Annotated in this window: 18 protein-coding genes and 1 riboswitch; of the genes, 9 read left to right on the plus strand and 9 right to left on the minus strand. The window is 50.6% G+C overall.

The annotated features are described in order from the left end of the window. Positions 1-385: 385 nt before the first annotated feature. On the plus strand, positions 386-949 hold the full coding sequence (locus FCN80_RS22470; protein WP_136992581.1) for a recombinase family protein: 564 nt from the start codon (positions 386-388) through the stop codon (positions 947-949). A gap of 96 nt (positions 950-1,045) precedes the next feature. Here the strand turns inward: FCN80_RS22470 and FCN80_RS22475 are convergent, their stop codons facing one another. Beyond that, complete coding sequence (locus FCN80_RS22475) at positions 1,046-2,158, minus strand: HNH endonuclease (protein ID WP_136992582.1); 1,113 nt, start codon at positions 2,156-2,158, stop codon at positions 1,046-1,048. 117 nt (positions 2,159-2,275) lie between these two features. Then, complete coding sequence (locus tag FCN80_RS22480) at positions 2,276-2,773, minus strand: hypothetical protein (RefSeq protein ID WP_136992583.1); 498 nt, start codon at positions 2,771-2,773, stop codon at positions 2,276-2,278. Between the two features lie 240 nt (positions 2,774-3,013). Between FCN80_RS22480 and FCN80_RS22485 the strand changes: the two genes are divergently transcribed. The 3 genes from FCN80_RS22485 to FCN80_RS22495 all read left to right on the plus strand — a co-directional run bounded on the left by FCN80_RS22485 (position 3,014) and on the right by FCN80_RS22495 (position 5,693). After that, complete coding sequence (locus tag FCN80_RS22485; protein ID WP_136992584.1) at positions 3,014-3,478, plus strand: helix-turn-helix domain-containing protein; 465 nt, start codon at positions 3,014-3,016, stop codon at positions 3,476-3,478. Between the two features lie 1,385 nt (positions 3,479-4,863). Beyond that, positions 4,864-5,172, plus strand: coding sequence for a hypothetical protein (locus tag FCN80_RS27640; protein WP_445081513.1), 309 nt, complete (start codon positions 4,864-4,866; stop codon positions 5,170-5,172). Positions 5,173-5,303: 131 nt separating this feature from the next. Then, on the plus strand, positions 5,304-5,693 hold the full coding sequence (locus tag FCN80_RS22495) for a GNAT family N-acetyltransferase (RefSeq protein ID WP_170975495.1): 390 nt from the start codon (positions 5,304-5,306) through the stop codon (positions 5,691-5,693). Between the two features lie 385 nt (positions 5,694-6,078). Here FCN80_RS22495 and FCN80_RS22505 read toward each other — a convergent pair whose 3' ends face one another. After that, positions 6,079-6,900, minus strand: coding sequence for an NAD(P)H-dependent oxidoreductase (locus FCN80_RS22505; RefSeq protein ID WP_136992586.1), 822 nt, complete (start codon positions 6,898-6,900; stop codon positions 6,079-6,081). An 86-nt stretch (positions 6,901-6,986) separates the two neighbouring features. Between FCN80_RS22505 and FCN80_RS22510 the strand changes: the two genes are divergently transcribed. The 5 genes from FCN80_RS22510 to arsC all read left to right on the plus strand — a co-directional run bounded on the left by FCN80_RS22510 (position 6,987) and on the right by arsC (position 11,432). After that, positions 6,987-7,883 (plus strand): LysR family transcriptional regulator, encoded by an 897-nt coding sequence (locus FCN80_RS22510; protein WP_136992587.1) that lies wholly within the window; start codon positions 6,987-6,989, stop codon positions 7,881-7,883. A 423-nt stretch (positions 7,884-8,306) separates the two neighbouring features. After that, positions 8,307-8,660 (plus strand): transcriptional regulator, encoded by a 354-nt coding sequence (locus tag FCN80_RS22515; protein WP_170975496.1) that lies wholly within the window; start codon positions 8,307-8,309, stop codon positions 8,658-8,660. Between the two features lie 47 nt (positions 8,661-8,707). After that, on the plus strand, positions 8,708-9,070 hold the full coding sequence (gene arsD / locus FCN80_RS22520; RefSeq protein WP_136992589.1) for an arsenite efflux transporter metallochaperone ArsD: 363 nt from the start codon (positions 8,708-8,710) through the stop codon (positions 9,068-9,070). Between the two features lie 17 nt (positions 9,071-9,087). Beyond that, complete coding sequence (gene arsA, locus FCN80_RS22525; RefSeq protein ID WP_136992590.1) at positions 9,088-10,839, plus strand: arsenical pump-driving ATPase; 1,752 nt, start codon at positions 9,088-9,090, stop codon at positions 10,837-10,839. Between the two features lie 167 nt (positions 10,840-11,006). Beyond that, positions 11,007-11,432: a glutaredoxin-dependent arsenate reductase gene (arsC, locus tag FCN80_RS22530; protein ID WP_136992591.1), complete on the plus strand. Its 426-nt coding sequence runs from the start codon at positions 11,007-11,009 to the stop codon at positions 11,430-11,432. A 4-nt stretch (positions 11,433-11,436) separates the two neighbouring features. Here arsC and FCN80_RS22535 read toward each other — a convergent pair whose 3' ends face one another. From FCN80_RS22535 to FCN80_RS22560, 6 genes are all read right to left on the minus strand, one after another. After that, positions 11,437-12,213, minus strand: coding sequence for a metal ABC transporter permease (locus tag FCN80_RS22535; protein WP_230492869.1), 777 nt, complete (start codon positions 12,211-12,213; stop codon positions 11,437-11,439). Positions 12,214-12,230: 17 nt separating this feature from the next. Then, positions 12,231-13,163, minus strand: coding sequence for a metal ABC transporter permease (locus FCN80_RS22540; protein WP_136992593.1), 933 nt, complete (start codon positions 13,161-13,163; stop codon positions 12,231-12,233). Beyond that, positions 13,144-13,974, minus strand: coding sequence for a metal ABC transporter ATP-binding protein (locus FCN80_RS22545; protein WP_136992594.1), 831 nt, complete (start codon positions 13,972-13,974; stop codon positions 13,144-13,146). The genes FCN80_RS22540 and FCN80_RS22545 overlap by 20 nt, the downstream gene beginning before the upstream one ends. Before the next feature lie 2 nt (positions 13,975-13,976). Beyond that, positions 13,977-14,981: a metal ABC transporter solute-binding protein, Zn/Mn family gene (locus tag FCN80_RS22550; protein ID WP_136992595.1), complete on the minus strand. Its 1,005-nt coding sequence runs from the start codon at positions 14,979-14,981 to the stop codon at positions 13,977-13,979. A gap of 314 nt (positions 14,982-15,295) precedes the next feature. Continuing rightward, complete coding sequence (locus FCN80_RS22555) at positions 15,296-16,297, minus strand: FecCD family ABC transporter permease (protein WP_136992596.1); 1,002 nt, start codon at positions 16,295-16,297, stop codon at positions 15,296-15,298. Further along, entirely contained in the window at positions 16,297-17,253 is a 957-nt protein-coding gene (locus tag FCN80_RS22560; protein WP_230492870.1) for an ABC transporter substrate-binding protein, read from the minus strand. The genes FCN80_RS22555 and FCN80_RS22560 overlap by 1 nt, the downstream gene beginning before the upstream one ends. A gap of 123 nt (positions 17,254-17,376) precedes the next feature. Continuing rightward, a riboswitch (cobalamin riboswitch) is annotated at positions 17,377-17,555 on the minus strand. Positions 17,556-17,588 lie beyond the last annotated feature (33 nt).

Genomic DNA, 17,588 nt, shown 5'->3' on the forward strand with positions numbered 1-17,588 from the left:
ACCGAGGGAATACCGGAGCCGACGGATAACACTAACTTAGAGATAAAAGCTGTCTGAATATAACGGGTCAAGATCAGCGCGTTTGTATTCGATTTGGCGAGTGAAAACATATTGGAGAACGGCACCGATAACGACGCCTGCGAAGGGCAAATACGGGAGAAGTGAATCCAGCATCATGTATTCCGATATTTAAAGTGGGTTTCCTTATCATGCCTCTTTTGGGTGATGTGTCGCTATAGCGTTCAACACCATGCCAACAAACGACCGTTTTCTGGCACCTTCCAATCGCACCCTTTCACACTGTTGGAAAATTAGCCTTGGCTTTTCTGGCAGGCCATCCTAAGTTGACACCGTTTTCTGGCAGGGGCCGGATGAGGAAATGACTATGGCTATTTTTGGCTACGGACGTGTTTCTACCGCTCAGCAGGATACTGAGAACCAGCGGCTGGAACTTGGGCAGGCTGGGTGGAAAATTGATTACTGGTTTGCCGATGTTGTTAGCGGGAAGGTTCCGGCAATGCAACGTAAAGCGTTTTCTGAAATGCTCAATAAAATCCGCGATGGTGAAACGTTGGTGGTAGCGAAGCTCGATCGTCTGGGGCGTGATGCGATTGACGTCCTGCAAACGGTAAGGGCGCTGGCTGACCGTAATATCAAGGTTATTGTCCACCAGCTTGGCACGACTGATCTCACCTCCGCAGCGGGTAAGCTTCTGTTGTCGATGCTGGCAGCGGTTGCGGAGATGGAACGTGACCTCTTGGTTGAGCGCACTCAGGCGGGGCTGTCACGAGCAAAAGCTGAAGGAAAGAAGTTGGGGAGACCGTCGAAAATCTCCCCCGAAGCCCGTAGGTCGATTATAGAGAAAAACAATAGAGGAACCAGTGTCAGTGCGTTAGCGCGTGAATACGGCGTTTCAAGAGCAACAATATCGGCATTTATTTTACAGTGATAAAAATTAAAAAGCTGAAAAACAAAAGAACCTTATTATGCATCTGTATTATTCATATAAGAATTCTTAGGTGAATAATGCAGGTGCGAAAATTTATCATTTGATGTGTCGGATCAAAAATGGCATCATTTTTTCGGTAACTAGCTCGGCCAGTTTTTTTACATGCTCATGAGTAAGTTGTTCCCCTTCCTTAGCACCACAGTTCTTGAAACCATAATCGATGGCCTCCGCCAAAGCTCTATTTTTTTCTCTTTCAAAAGATAATTCAATAGCGTAAGGAATTACTTGATCGAATGCTTTCATTAAGTTCTCGTTATTATATTTCTCATATCTATATGCGCTTTTTATATCTTCTATGTTAAGTGTGGTTAAATCCACCTTTAATAATAATTCTTCACCAGACATAGGGTTTATTGCATATGTTCTCTCAATGTTTGAACCGGAATAGTTCTCTGATAAACAGACAATCGCTCGCTGGACACCGAAGTATTCAACATAAGCAATTAAAATACCAAGAGCTTGGTTACCAAAAATGCTAACACAGTGTAGTGGTGTCCGAGGCGGCCTGTCTAAGATTACATCTTTTTCATAGTAATAACCGAAACAAGGTTCCCCATCTTTGTCCCTAAGATACGTCATTGCATTTTCACAGCTACGAGGATTTATTCCGGCTTCATAAGCAAGCGCTAAGGCAGTTTTTACGAGAGATCTTCCAGCGGAAACACCTCCAAAGGCTAGTTTAAATTGCAATGGTTCATCAAGATACTCACTTTTACTCTCCATACTCTCAAGAACCTTTTCAATATCTATGGTTGGGAATTTATTTTTTAACTCCTTAACCATTCTCCTTGCTTCATCTGAATTGCGTGCAGTAATATTGATTGTTTTGCTAATGCCTTCGTTAATTAAAACCTGAGGTTTTGATGGCGTCATACCACCTTCATGATGGACAAGGTATTCTTTTCCACTTATGGTTTTTAATTTCTCTGGTCTTGGTATCCCTCTTTCCCTGTTTACCATGAATAATATATTGAATGGATTAAGTTGCTTACTAAGTTCTGAATCCCAATTTATTCCAGAAATATTGTTGCAAGCGTTACATATAAATCCTTTTACTTTTTTACGGCCGCCGATACTATTAGGTATTATATGTTCCTTGGAATCGTTTTTATCATTAATTTCTTTATCGCATAAAGCGCAAAAACCCATTTTAAACTCCTTTTTCTGTGCATTGATGAAGTTTGGGGTTACTGTGTATATATTAAATATTATAACATAATGGTCATTTTTGAATGACCTTATAAAATTATGGTTATAACTAATTGATTATTCGAAAGAAGCAGTTATAACTTCCCCGGAGTTGGCGTCGAAAACACAAAAATATTGAAGCGGTGTTAACATTCCCAGACTGTTAATGGCGTTAGCCTGATTTCCAAATGCTTGAATCGTTTTCTTTTGCTCGTCGTGCCACAAGTAAGTTCCGAAAACCGGCTGCGCTTCACTTTCCTGCCACACATGGCGAAACGTCGCTTTCTTGTCCATTACCTGCTTGCACTCCCTGACCGGGTTGTGGTGCGTTTTCGCATAGCATTCCGGGCTGTTACCTGAACATAAGGTATTTTGTTTTTCTGCCGGGTGTTCAGCGCTAACAGCAGAAAATGCGTATAAACCAAGCACCAATGAGAGAGTGCCCAGAGACCCCCATGCAATTGCGCGTAGCGTGCTGAACTGCTGTTTCGATACAACATGAGCGACCACACTATAGCTGGCCCAGCTAAGCGCGGCTCCCACTGCCATCAGTAATAAAAGGTCTGCTCCCGCCATGATTCCCTCACTTTCCAAACCACATCGCGCCTAATAGCGAACGATGGTGTCGCCCAACTGATGACGATCATCATACTTATTGGATTTTAAATGTCACTATTGGTGTTTATTTTGAATCTTTAAGGGTTGTCATGAGAAAGGCGACTAATGCGAGTGACTGAGGTCGCTGACGCGAAGATGGATTCAAAATGTCTCAAATGGAGCGTGGCCTTACAGTAGTCAAAATTGCACATTCAGTGCATGAAAAAATCTCTCAGAATACAGTTTGGCGAGCGGGTAAAAGAACTTCGTATAGCCAGTGGAATGAGCCAGGAAGCTTTTGCTGATCGGTGTGGGTTTGCGCGTAGCTATATGAGCCGCATTGAACGTGGTGGTTCCAATGCATCTTTGGATGCGATTGAGGTGTTGGCTGGGGCTTTAAATGTTGAGCCGTGGCAATTGTTAGTTTCCGGCACATCCAAAGATAACGACCCGGAACTGTTGGTTCCATACGCTGCTGATGGCTCGTGTTTTCATCCCGGACTGGCAAGCAATCGAGATGGCTCATTTGGAGTAGGTGATAAACACGCTCAGAAGCGATTTGGGACGTTTTTGGAGGCTCTTGAGTATCTACGTAGTATGGAGACAGCAAAATGGCGTAGGCCTAACCCTAGCGGCAATTGGGGGATAGTCAGTGCTGTTAAATGGGATAAGCTTAAAACCTAAATTGGTGTAAGTTTATTGATCTTAAATACTGGATCAATCAACAGTGTATATTTAAACATGTAAGTATGTATTTTTGACTCACGGGGATTACTGCACTGATTCTGAAAAATTTATGTAGGTGCATAGATGGCTTTTGAAATTATCACCTCAGTCATACCAAGATGAAATTAAATGCAATAACCCTGTGCGAAGCCTTCAGAGGCATGATGACGCTTTGTCGGGGTTAATGACTGAGATGAGGATAGATCTTGATGTTTCCTCTTCGCATGGTGAATTGTCCATTTTTAGATTGTGGTCGCCAGGAAAACCAACTGATAAAAATTAATCTCATGAATGATTTTCCGCACGTAGATGTGGTTGATTGATGAATATTGTCCAGTTTTGTTATTTCCCAAGTTCTGGTTACTTTACGGTTAACTTACAGTATCACTAATTTTATGCTTTGTTATTTTAAATCAATGTGATGGTTCACTTCTGTTTGCATGAGTAGTTGTTCTCATTATAGGAGGAAGTATCACTTTTTTCTCATCAAATTTTGAGGGTTTAGAAGGTAATGACACAACCAATATATAAGAAGCCTCAGAAGGGAAACCGTGCTTCTGTTGCATCTTCAAAAAACTACTACTTCTGCCGCAGCCTTGATAACTGTCCGCTTTAAGGACTTTGCAAAACGTTGTAGTTCCTCCTACAAAATCGTCCTACAATGCATCAAGTTTTTGCTAATAAATCCATGGGATTACGAGATCTTTGGAGCGGGGGTGATTTCCCTTCGCCCGCTCCAAAGATATCCTAACGTATTAATTCCACTATTTTTTCCCAAGTCATACGTAATGGCACTCGTGATCCTCCTACAACGGAGTGATACCGCCGATGGCTCAGCGTGATAACCTTTATCGACGTGCCTCTGGGATTACGTTCTGCGAATAACCGTCCCGGTTCGTTACCCAGTCCTGATAGGGCAGCGTGAAATTCTATAATCTACATCGCTTCTCTCTCACTGGCGGCCGTCGCCGTGTGCCTTTATGGATGGATACGTTATTAAAAAGGCGAACCCTGTTCAAGAAATACGATTGTTTTCAACAATCACAAAGCGTGGCTGAAGAGAATCAAGGTTCCTTGGTGGTTAAAAAAAAGCTATACCTTAAGTTTGTATGCTTGGTTTAAAAAGGAAAGGGAAAATCCGTGGGCATTAACTGATGAGAGAAATTTTTTATCCTAAATTAGTTTTTGTGGAATAGTTTACTGTGCCAATACCTATTCCATCGAAATGAAATATGCCATATTGACCCAATAAGTCAGGGGAGATATTTACAATGTTGATAATATGGGGAAAACTACGCCCATGTGTCATATTGAAATTCATTCAACAATATAGGGTGGATAATATGAGCGAAAAAACATTGTCTGATTATACGGAAAGCGAATTTTGGTTCGTAAAATATGCCGAGCAGTGGGGCCAACAGAAGAGGATGATAACCGACGGGGCAGGGAATTTAGACGTATTGCCGAACATCCATCAGGAACTGATCTTATCTTCTATCCAGAGGATGGAAAAGATGACAGTCCAGAAAGTATTGTTCAGGAAGTCAAAGAATGGCGTCAGGCTAATGGCAAACCAGGCTTCAAAGATTAAGCCTCCAGCAGTATTGATGCGTATGCATCCGCGCTTTAGGGCGCGGTTTTACTCTGTTTAGGTGGATCTTTGAATCAGTCTATAATCAAGATAGCTAAATATCGAGATTGTGACATGAAAATCAGTCGCTACCAGCAAGGTGATTCAGAAAAGCTATGGGAATGAGTTTTTAAAACCGTACATCTAATCAATGTGCGTGATTACTCGCAAGAGCAACTCAACGCATGGGCGCCAGAAGACATAGATATGGATTGGTGGCGGCAAGAACTCACTGAAAAAGCACCTTTCATTCTTTATAATAATAATGAAAGTATTTATGGTTATGCTGACATACAGAAAAATGGACATATAAATCACTTTTTTGTGGCACATGACTGTCAGCGGCAGGGTAAAGGAACCATTCTGATAAACGCTCTGGTTGAACGCGCGGTGGAGATGGGCTTGAGGAAAGTAAGCGTCGAAGCCAGTCTCACGGCAAAGTCTTTTTTTGAGCATCACGGATTTACCGTTGTAAAAGAAGAGCACGAGGCGTGCTTACGTGGACAAAAATTTCTCATATTCAATATGACGAGAGAATCATGATTGAAATAACGATGGCTTTGGGACAGGAAGCGCTGGGCTTCAAATAAATATTCAAATGTCTGCATTACACTCTGAAGCAGGTGGTCAGATTTTGCTGTTTTTTATATGTTTTTGACTTGCAAGTCGCAATGACAATCATAGCTCGGTTTTTGCTGCTAATCGTTCGCTTGCCATGTAATGCGCGTCAAGCATCTTTTCGTAAAGCGCAGCTGGAACGCAGTAAAAAGCGGGTTGGTTACGGTTGAGAATAGCGACAGGGAAGCCATCTCCGGCGCCGAGCGTGGCCATCGGGTTTTTTTCAGTTCGCTGACACTGGCGCTTGTGTCACTTAGAATGATGTTAGGCATACCGCACTTCTAAAGACGGGTTAACAGATTTTTATGCCTCAATCTTTTTCTAAACCATACGGTGAACAACGATCATTCGCAGCGCTTCCCGAAGCATCGTTAATATGCGCCGACAAGCCTGTCTGACCTGGCGCAACGTGATCGGCCAAGACGTGGCGATCCGGGTAGTCGCCGTTGTTTTGTAACCGAAAGGGAATCGGCGCGTCGTCAAACAGCCCTTTCAATCGGTTATGCCAATTGGCCTCCACCTTGGCAATGCCGTCGGAAGCAATCCGGCCGGTTCCATACACGGCAAAGGTGGGTAGTACTTCCATGCCGGTATAGAACAAAGCACCGTGCGTGACAGGAAACAGCAGTTGATCCAAAGGACCATTGATGCCGCGGGGGGAATAGTCTCTCTCGGGTCCACCAACGGATACCGCCAGCAGTGCGCGTTTGCCCATGAAGCCGCCCTCCCCGTAGCGATGCGCGTTGCCCTTGTCTTGATAGCCGTATGCCAGGCCATAGGCCCATACGCGTTCTATCCAGCCTTTCATTATCGCGGGCAGGCCGAACCACCAGAGGGGGAACAGCAGAATCACCGCGTCCGCCGCCAAAACTTTTCTTTGTTCGTCCTCGACGTCTGGTGTCTGAGCGCCATGGGTAAAAGCATGTCCCGACTCTTCGATGAATGACAAGCGCTCTGCGTTAACCCGGTTGGGGAAATCATGGCTGTCGAATACGGCTTTCCACCCCATGCCATAGAGATCGGATTGCTCGACCGAGTGACCTTGGGCCGTCAATACCTCAACGGCAATGTTAACCAGATGGCGTGTCATGGATGTGCGTTCCGGCTGCGCGTGGACAAGAAGAATGTGCATAATCGATACCCCCCTAAGTCGATGAGGGCAGGTTAGTTTCGTTTCCGGTATAGTTGAAATGAATTTCCATTATATCTGGTATTGTTATGGGTAATTCCCTGCGACAGCTCGACTTGAATTTATTGGTGACGCTCGATGCCTTGCTGATTGAGCACAACGTCACGCGCGCGGCCGGGCGCCTTAATTTATCGCAACCTACGGTAAGCGTGCAGCTCGCGCGGTTGCGGGACTTCTTCGGCGATCCGCTGTTGTTGCCCGGCCCCCGCGGAATGCGACCCACCGCCCGCGCCGAGGAACTGCGCGAGCCGCTGCGGCAGGCGCTGGCCGCACTGGAACAGGCGGTCGCGCCATCCGATGCCTTCGACCCCGCCCAGTCCTGCCAGACCTGGCGTGTCTCAGCCTTCGACTACGGAGAATTCACCATTCTGCTCCCCATACTTTCGGCGCTGCGTGTGGCCGCACCGGCGATGCGCCTGGCGATCGTGCAGAGCGAACCTTCACAAGTGGCGAAGAAAGCGGAGCAGGGCGACATTGACCTGGCCTTTATGTCGGGCGCCGAAGCGCCAGCCAATCTGCATCGCCGCACGTTATTCACGGAACGCTATGTGCTTGCCGGCCGAGTCGGACACCCGCACTTAACGCGCCATCTCACCCTGGCGCAATTCTGCCGGCTCGACCATGCCATAGTTTCTCCCGATGGCGGCGGGTTTCATGGCGCGACGGATATGGCCCTGGCCGAACGGGGCATGATACGCCGTGTCGCGCTATCCGTGCCGCACTTCCTTTTCCTTCGCGCGGTCTTGGCGAGCACCGATCTGGTGGCGGTGGTGCCCTGGCGGCTGGTGCGTGAAAATGATGCCCTGCGCGTGGTCGAACCGCCCCTTGATGTGCCGGGCTTCGAGATGCTCATGCTTTGGCCCGAGCGCGTCCATCGTGATCATGCGCATCAATGGTTGCGCGGTCACATCGCCAGTTTGGTATGAGTGTCGACTGTTGCTGCGATCCCGCACAGACAGATTGTCGCTTCATCTGCAACTGTCATGTGGGGTTCGGCTCTGGGCGCCGGGCGTCTAGAGCCAAAAAGGCGGGTAGCGCGAAGCGCCTTGTGCCAGGGTCATGACTGGGCGGCATATGGCCTTCCGGTCGCATGGATTTGGCCGCCGCCGGCAGCGGACGTTATTTTCAGCGGCGACAGCGTGGCGTTTTCGCAGAATAGACCGGCGATTGGCTCAGAGTGGCGCCGCAATCCCGATGGGTGTGACGCGCGCAGTGGAACAGCCAGAGCGGGGTATGGCAGAATGAAGGCGCCGCCGTATTATTGTGGAATAAACACATACGTTTTTTCGAATATGTTATTGCTTTTATCCGTCCTTGGCGTATGCTTGTTTCCAAGATCAACAGGAGAAATGATGCCCTTAACCTCTTTGCAACTCTTCAAGAACCTGTCTGACGAAACCCGTTTGAGCATCGTATTATTGCTTCGGGAGATGGGTGAGCTATGCGTGTGCGATCTCTGCGCCGCGTTGGATCAGTCGCAACCCAAAATCTCTCGACATCTAGCCATGCTTAGGGAAAGCGGGCTGTTACTGGATAGCAAGCATGGGAAATGGGTTCACTACCGTTTGTCTCCGCATATGCCTTTGTGGGCCGCGCAGATTATCGAGCAGGCCTGGTTAAGTCAGCAGGACAATGTGCAGGCCATCGCCCGTAAGCTGGCGTCGGCAAATTTTTCCAGCAGTGGTAAGACGGTCTGTATCTAAAAATTTTACCCCTACATATATGAAATTTCGAATATGAGGAATCAAAAATGAAAACGTTAACGGTGTTTGACCCGGCGATGTGCTGCAATACCGGCGTTTGCGGCGCGGATGTCGATCGGGTTTTGGTCGATTTCGCGGCGGATGTGCAGTGGCTGAAAGCGCACGATGTTCAGGTTGAGCGTTATAACCTGGCGCAACAACCCATGGACTTTGTCAATAATGAGAAAGCCAAAGCGTTTCTTGAGGCCTCCGGGGCAGGGGGATTGCCATTGCTGTTGCTGGAGGGGGAAACCGTGATGGCGGGCCGTTACCCGAAGCGGGCGGAACTGGCCCGCTGGTTCGGCATACCGCGGGAAAAGGTGGGGTTGGCACCGGCATGTGGTTGCGGCGGTAGGACTTCCTGTTGCTGAGCCTGTCGGGAGGGCATATGAAATTTCTGCAAAATATCCCCAGCTACCTGTTTTTTACCGGTAAAGGCGGGGTCGGCAAAACCTCGATTTCCTGCGCCACGGCTATCCGCCTGGCGGGACAGGGAAGACGGGTTTTGCTTGTCAGCACCGATCCGGCCTCAAACGTCGGTCAGGTGTTTAACCAAGCTATCGGCAACGCCATTTTGCCGATAACGGCCGTGCCTGGACTTTCAGCTCTGGAAATCGATCCGCAGGCCGCCGCGCAGGACTATCGGGCCAGAATCGTCGACCCCATCCAGGGCCTTTTGCCCGACGAGGTGGTTAACAGCGTCAGGGAACAACTTTCAGGGGCATGTACCACTGAAATTGCCGCATTTGATGAATTCACCGGGTTACTGACCGACCCGGCGCTACTGACCCGTTTTGACCATATCATTTTTGACACCGCGCCGACCGGCCACACCATCCGTCTTCTCCAACTACCCGGAGCCTGGAGCAGCTACATTGAGAGCAATCCCGACGGGGCTTCCTGTCTCGGCCCGATGGCGGGACTGGAAAAACAGCGTGATCAATATACCCATGCCGTTCAGGCCCTGTCTGATCCCAAACGCACCCGCCTGGTGTTAGTGGCGCGACCGCAAAAATCGACGTTGCAGGAAGTGGCCCGAACCCATGATGAGCTTGCCGCTATCGGGCTTGGAAACCAGTATCTGGTCATTAACGGCGTTTTGCCCGAATCGGCAGCGGCAACGGATGCGCTGGCGGCCGCGATATGGCGCCGGGAACAGGCGGTTTTGGCAAATCTGCCCAGTAGTCTGGCGGGGTTGCCCATGGACAGTTTATTCCTTCAGCCTGAAAATATGGTCGGCGTACCCGCGCTTCGAGGGCTTTTCGAGCCTGGACCGGAACCCCCTTTCCTCCCTGAACAACAACTGCCGCAACCGCCGGAATGCCCATCGCTCTCCGAGCTGGTGGACGACATCGCCCGCGATGGACAGGGTCTGGTTATGCTGATGGGCAAAGGCGGGGTGGGTAAAACAACCATGGCCGCCGCAATAGCGGTCAGCCTAGCCGAAAGGGGGTTCGATGTGCATTTGACGACATCGGATCCCGCCGCGCATCTCGGCACAACCCTTGAGGGTAGCCTGCAACATCTCAAGGTCAGCAAAATCGATCCCCACGATGAAACGGAACGCTATCGCCAGCATGTGCTCGAGACGAAGGGACGCGACCTGGACGAAGCGGGTAGGCGCCTGCTGGAGGAGGACTTGCGCTCTCCCTGTACTGAAGAGATTGCGGTATTTCAGGCTTTCTCAAGGGTGATCCGTGAAGCGGGTAAGCGATTCGTCGTCATGGACACCGCTCCCACCGGGCACACATTATTATTGCTGGATGCCACCGGGGCATACCACCGGGAGATTGCCAAGAAAATGGGGGATAAGGGACAGTTCACCACGCCCATGATGCAGCTTCAGGATCCGCGACGAACGAAAGTCTTATTGGTCACATTGCCGGAGACCACGCCGGTGCTGGAGGCGGCCAATTTACAGGCTGATCTTGTTCGTGCGGGGATTCACCCTTGGGGCTGGATCATTAATAACAGTCTTGCCATTGCCGATACCCGTTCACCGTTGCTGTGTCAGCGCGCGCGACGGGAGCACCCCCAAATCGACGCCGTTAAGTCCGTGCACGCCACCCGTATTGCGCTGGTTCCCATTCTTGCGTCAGAGCCCACCGGTATCGAGAAACTCAAACAACTTGCGGGTTAATGCAGGGTCGTCTGGCAGGGGCGCTTCGCTACCCTGCCAGGAGGTGTTATGTTACTGGGGGCTTTCGGCCATCATAAAGATATTTTAGTGGTCAAAGGGGTTATGCGCCGGCGTCGGCACATTGCCGGTTTCGGCGAATCTGGTTCACTCTCTCAAGGGATACCGATATGAGCAACGTTATCATCTATCACAACCCGGCCTGCGGCACTTCGCGCAATACACTGGCGCTGATCCGCAACAGCGGCACCGAGCCGACCATTATTTATTATTTAAAGACGCCGCCTTCCCGTGATGAACTGATAAAACGCATTGCTGAAATGGGGATCGGGGTGAGGGAATTGTTGCGTAAGAACGTTGAACCTTATACCGAGTTGGGCCTTGCCGAAGATCGTTTTACCGACGATCAGCTCATCGACTTCATGCTGCAATATCCGATCCTGATTAACCGTCCAATTGTGGTGACTCCGTTGGGCACGCGGCTTTGCCGCCCGTCGGAGGTGGTGTTGGACATTCTCCCGGATGCGCAACATGGGGCTTTTGCCAAGGAAGACGGGGAAAAAGTGGTTGATGAAACAGGTAAGCGGCTAAAATAGGCACCTAAAAGTGGGCGCGCGCAAGAGAAAAGCAGCGACCGCTACCATAGAATACGGCGCCAAATGCGCCAACAAAAAAGCCGATGGGCCAATTTGTTACATAAGCTATAGCGATTGAGGCCCAAACGGTGATGAGCGCGATACCAATCGAGTAGAGAACGGCCTTTCCGGGGCGATCGGTCAGGGAGCGGGCGATGGCCGGGGGAGCAATCATCAGGCTAAAGACTAACAACGCGCCGACCACCGGCAGCGCCATGACTGTTGTCAACGCGAGGGCAGTGAGGAAGCAAAGTTCCATGCGACGGGAAGAGACGCCGCGTATTTCCCCCAATTCGGGTGATATTGAATTCAATAATAACGGCCGGAAGAAGATAATAACCATCGCGATTGACAACGCGCCTACGATGATAACAGGGACTCTCTGACCGTTATTAATGCCTAAAATTTCACCGAACAGCAGCGCGTAAACAGACTGGGAATATTGATGGGTCATGCTCAGGAACAAGGTGCCGGTACTCAGCAGAGCCACCAGCGATAGCGCGGTGGCGACCTCATGCCGGCTCTTCTTGCCAAGTTGGCTGATGCCAAGTATCCCCAGCCCTGAAAACACCACAAGGCCGTAAAGTTGATTAATGCCAAGCAGCGCAGATGCCGCCGCGCCGGAAAAAGCGCCCATTGGCAATGAATGCGCGGCGAAGGCGGCCCCCCTGACAATAACAAAAAATCCGACGATACCCGCCGCGATGGCCACAATAGTGGCGACAATCCAGGTATTGATCATGAAACTGGAGAACATCCTTAGCCTTCCCTTATGTCCTTTATGTCAGTGTATTCCGGCCGACCGGCTTGACGGCTGAACCGGCACGGTAAATGTACGATGGCGATATATAGGATGAAGATCAACATAACGATGAAAAAGCTGACTGGCCATCCATGTCCTGGCGTCCAGTAAAAGCTGTCATAGGCGAGCACGATACCCGCCCAGACGGTTGCCAGCCCGATCAACACGGCTATCAATATTGTCCGGCCGGGCCGTTTCGACAGTTGCAATGCGATTGCCGACGGCCCTACCAATAGCGCAGTGGATAAAATGGCGCCCACCGTCATTGCCGAGAGCGCTACGGCCAGCGCCAAAGCCAGCGAATGCAGCAGGCTTACGAAACGTATGTTGATCCCTTGGACTTTGGCCAGTTCCGGGTTGACGGAACTTAATAGCCAGGGGCGATACAAAAGCCCGGTTATCAGCATGACACTGATTCCGATACCGATGGCCAACGGAAGGATAGACGGGGAAATCGTCCAAATTGACCCGAACATAACGGTGATCGCGGCACCGGTCGTGCTGTGGGTGGTCATATCGAAATAAAGAAACAAAGCGGACAGGCCGAGACCGGCGCTCAATACGATCCCCGTCGCAAGACTACGTTCACGGGCGCGTTGGACGCCAATCAACTCTATTCCCGCTGCGCCGAGTACCGCCATAATCACAAAACCCAGTAATGGGTTGATGCCGAGTAAAAAAGAGGCCGAGCCGCCCGCGCTACTCACATCCGCCAGCGCATGGCCTGCAAAAGCGTGGCCGCGTATCACCGTGAAAACCCCCACGACGCCTGATACGATTGCCGTACATCCGCCGACTATCATCGCCACATAGACCGGCTGGTTGGTAAAAAAACCGGCGGCAAAGAGGAAGGATAATATGTTCATGACATTAAGGAATTTGTGCGACATGGACCGGTTCACGGGCCATCATGTCACATATATCGCCAGAAGACGCGGCGGCCACCACCAGGACACGGCCATGGACACGAATGACATCGATGTGATGACCATAAAGTTGGCTCAACACCTCACCCCTGACCACGGCATCGGTCGGTCCGCTTGCTGCCCGCCCATTGGCAAGATAAATGATGCGATCCATATTGGAAAGAAGGGGATTCATGTCGTGCGCGGAGAGTAACACGGAGACCTGTTGTTCTTTGGCAAGCCGCCCCAAGAGGCCAACGATTTCAGCGACACTTCGGATATCGAGATTCGCTATCGGCTCATCAAGGAGCAGCAATTTTGGCTGTCGTATCAAGGCATGGGCAATCAAGATTCTTTGCTGCTGTCCACCGGAAAGCCTACCGATCCGCTCGTTAGCAAAGTGTTCCGCATCCACGGCATTAAGCATTTTTTCAACGAGATCCGTGCGCTTTCGCGACGACAATGGCAAACCCAGCCGATATCCATCTAGACCTAGGGCCACCAGATCCCGCGCTCTCATTGGCATATCGGGATCAAGGACGTTCTTTTGCGGCACATACCCTATAACGTTGCGGCCTGCCCGCCCTTGCAGACCATTGATCCTGATATTGCCACTGGTGGATTTTTGAAAACCGAGGATTGTCCGCAGCAATGTGGTTTTGCCTGAGCCATTCGCACCGATCAGGCCACAGAATTCTCCCTGCCTTAAGACAAAACTCACGTCCCGTAAAACCGAATGGCCGGGGAACGATATCCCCAGCCGCTCAACCTTGAGAATATCGGGCTCTTTAGACATTCTCATTGCTTGGCCTGAATGAGTGTTTCCGTTGAGACTCGGTTTGCGACGGCTTTACGCAGGGCAATCACTTCAGCCAGCATCCAGGATTGATAATGATACCCTGGCCGCGGCATTGTCTCATAAACGCCGACAACCGGGATATGATTTTTCTTAGCCAGGGCCAGAAACGACCCTGTAAGAGGGCTGGTCACCTGCTGGTTATAAGCGAATACCTTCACTTTATGGCCGGTGAATAGCGCATTTTGCGTACTCACATCCTGGGGTGAAGGATCCGTACCGTTCATAATGGATGCCTGTAGGCTGAAGGGCGTTTTAATATCAACGCCCATTGCCTGCAACATAAAGTTGGCCACAGGTTCCGTCGCGGCCACCGGCGCGTTCGGGTAATCCGCTTTGAAGGCCGCCATGGCGTCGTACCAAGGTTGCAATGACGCTTTGAAATGCTTGGCGTTCGCTTCGAACACGCGAGCTTGCGACGGAAGCAGCGCAGCGAGATCCTGCGCGATGGCATCGGCGACCGCTGGCATGGTCTTGGGATCGTACCAGAGATGTGGATTGGGCGTAGAGTCCGGCAAGTTCAAAAGATGCTGAACATTGATAATCTTCCGGTTGCTTTTAGGCGCCGCGCTAATGATTTTGTCCGCCCAATCGTCATAGCCGATTCCGTTTTCAACGATGATATCGGATGCGGCGATTTGCTGGGCGATTTTCGGGTTTGCTTCGAACGTGTGCGGGTCGGTGTTGGGGTCGCTTATAAGGGTGGCGACATGTACATACTGTCCGCCGATTTGTGAAATGACGTCGGCGTACTCGTTTTCAACGCCAACTGCATTGATGATTTTGTCCGCGGCGATAGCCGGGAGGCTTCCCACGCCGTAGGTGAAAACCGTGAGCAGGGTACAAAAAAGCGCCGTTTTCCAGCGCGGATGGGTTCTGTTGGATGGGATCCTGATTGTATTGGTGGTCACGACAGGCAGGGGGAAACATGTACCTTGAACATTCATATTATGCTATCTCTTTATGCTATCTCTGTGTGGGAAGAGCCATAGAGCCGAATCAAGTAAAGTACGTTATAACATTACAAATATAAAAGTAAAATAGTTTTTTATGGATATAACGAATTTTGGCGAGTGTAAAAAATGAACTGTTACAGAAAAATGCCGCGGTATTATCCAGGGTTAAGGGATCCATGAAAGACTCCCTGTCGCTCATCAAAGGCTTGAGGCGGGCGGTTCAAATTCGTTCCCGACGAATTTGTCGCTCGCTTGCCGCCGCGATGCAACTTGAATTATTTAGCGTATAAACCACCGGAACGATGTTATTTCCGTAGCAGCATTGCTAAAACAAACAGGCCGCCAAGACTGCCGGTAATAATGCCGATGGGCAATTCCTGAGGCGCGGCAAGCGTGCGGCTGAGTATATCGCCGGTTAACAGCAGTAGCGCGCCGATGCACGCCGCCAGCGGAAGTAATTTGCCGTGTCTGACCCCGCTGAACGGACGGACCAAATGCGGCACCATCAGGCCGATAAACCCAATCACGCCGGTAAGGGCAACCAGCGCGGAGGTCGCCATCGCGCAACTGATAAAAATCTCAATGCGCAACCGGGTTACCGGTATGCCGAGCGAGTGGGCGGTTTGTTCGCCGGACAGCAGTGAATCAAGGGATCGCAGACGGAACAGGATAACGCCGGCGAGGAGTGAAACCGCCGCCAGGGCAATACCGATATTGTTCCAGCTTGCAAGACCCAGACCGCCTAAAGACCAGAACAGTACCGAACCGGCGGCCCGCTGGTCGCCGGTAAAAATAAAATAGTTGGTGAGCGCGGAGAACAAGAAAGAAATGGCCAGACCGCTGACCACCAGCCGTTCCGTTCCTTTATGGGATTGCAAAACAAAAATCAGTATTACCGTCGCCGAAGAAAGCGCCCCGCCCGCGAACGAAGCCAACGGCAAGGTCCATATCCCCAATTGATCGCCCAGGCGCGTAATGACCCAGACGGCGCCGGCGGAGGCGCCGGAAGATAAACCAAAGAGAAACGGATCGGCGAGATCATTACGGGTGACGGTCTGTAAAAGCGCGCCCACCATAGCGAGTCCCGCGCCGGTGAGCATGGCCAGCAACGCGCGTGGCAGACGGATATCCAGGACAATACTCCTTATCACTGCCGAACGGGGCACAATGTGGGTCATGTCTATGGCCTGCCCTATTTGCGCCAATGACAATGACACCGTGCCCAAGGTCAACTCCGCCATAAAAAGGCCGGCCAGTAGCGGTGGAATCAGTCCCCAGAGCAGGACATAACGGCGGTGTCGCCGCATTAGCGAAATGCATCCGGGTAGAGCGCATGGGCCAGTTTGGTGATGGCGCCGATATTGGCCGGTCCCGGCGTCAGTTCCTGATACTTAAGCTTAAGGTAACGGTGGCGCATCACGGCCGGCGTGTTTTTCATCAACGGGTGCGATTCCAGAAAACGGCGTAATGCCTCCGCGCCGCCGCCGGTTTGGTAATCCAGTAAAATGATGAATTCCGGCTCAGCCATGGCGACATTTTCCCAATTAGTGGTTCCCCAACTGGTCTGCATGTCGTCCATGATGTTTTTGCCGCCGGCGGCTTCAATGATTGCCGTTGGCATGGCGTATTCACCGCTGGTGAAAGGCTTTTCTTCGCCAGAATCATAAACAAAGACCCGCAACGGCGTTCTGTGGCCGATTTTCCTTTTTATGGCGGCCAGTTGCGATTTCCACTGCTTGATAAGCGCCAGCGCCTCTTCTTCTTTGCCGAATATCTTGCCTAATTTATCCATATCGCCGTACAGCAGATCCATGCTGGCCCGGGGACGATGTTTATCGACATGAATACAGCTTTCGCTGAGTACCAGCGTTTTGATATGGTACTTGGCCAATGTTTGCGGGGTGACGTCGCCGCCGACTCTCATGCCGTAGTTCCAACCGGCAAAAAAGAAGTCCGGTTTTACCGCCACCAGTGTTTCAAGAGAGGGATATTTTGGCGCCAGTTCCGGGATACTGCCTTTCTCGCGATCGAACTCGGGCGTGGTTTTATACCAACCGGTAATGCCGGTGACACCGACGATATGCGGCTGCAAATGCAGGGCGAAAGCCATCTCCGACATATTGATGTCATGTATTACGGCCCGTTTGGGCGCTTTATCGAATGTTAAGGTCTGCCCGCAACTGTCCACCTTGACGGGAAAACCGGATGAGTACGCCGACGAAATCCATGCCATGGTCAATAACAATACGGCAAATTTTTTCACGCTTTCTCCTTAGTCGCCACTGTCAATCGCTGAACCATCAGCGGATTGAAGTGGTGTGAGAACGCGAAAAAAAAAGCCGGCCATATCCGCGTAACAGCACATCCTCCTCCCGCCGAAGAGTTTGTCGCAATACGTTACGGTGCCGGTCTTCTGGCTTAGCGTCATCCTTAGCCATCCCTTCCCGCGATTAAGCAGTGGCATGTGATGGCTTCGTCGGCAATACAGCAGCGGGGGCTGCGGAGGCGTCTCACCTCACTTCCCGATAACCTGTTTAGGTTACACACCAGTAACAGCCGGCCTGATCCCTAAGCAACCAAGCCGTCCATGACGCTAAT

Origin of the sequence: Martelella alba (assembly GCF_005217455.1) — a bacterium.
In the GTDB taxonomy this organism is placed as follows: Bacteria; Pseudomonadota; Gammaproteobacteria; order Enterobacterales; family Enterobacteriaceae; genus Acerihabitans.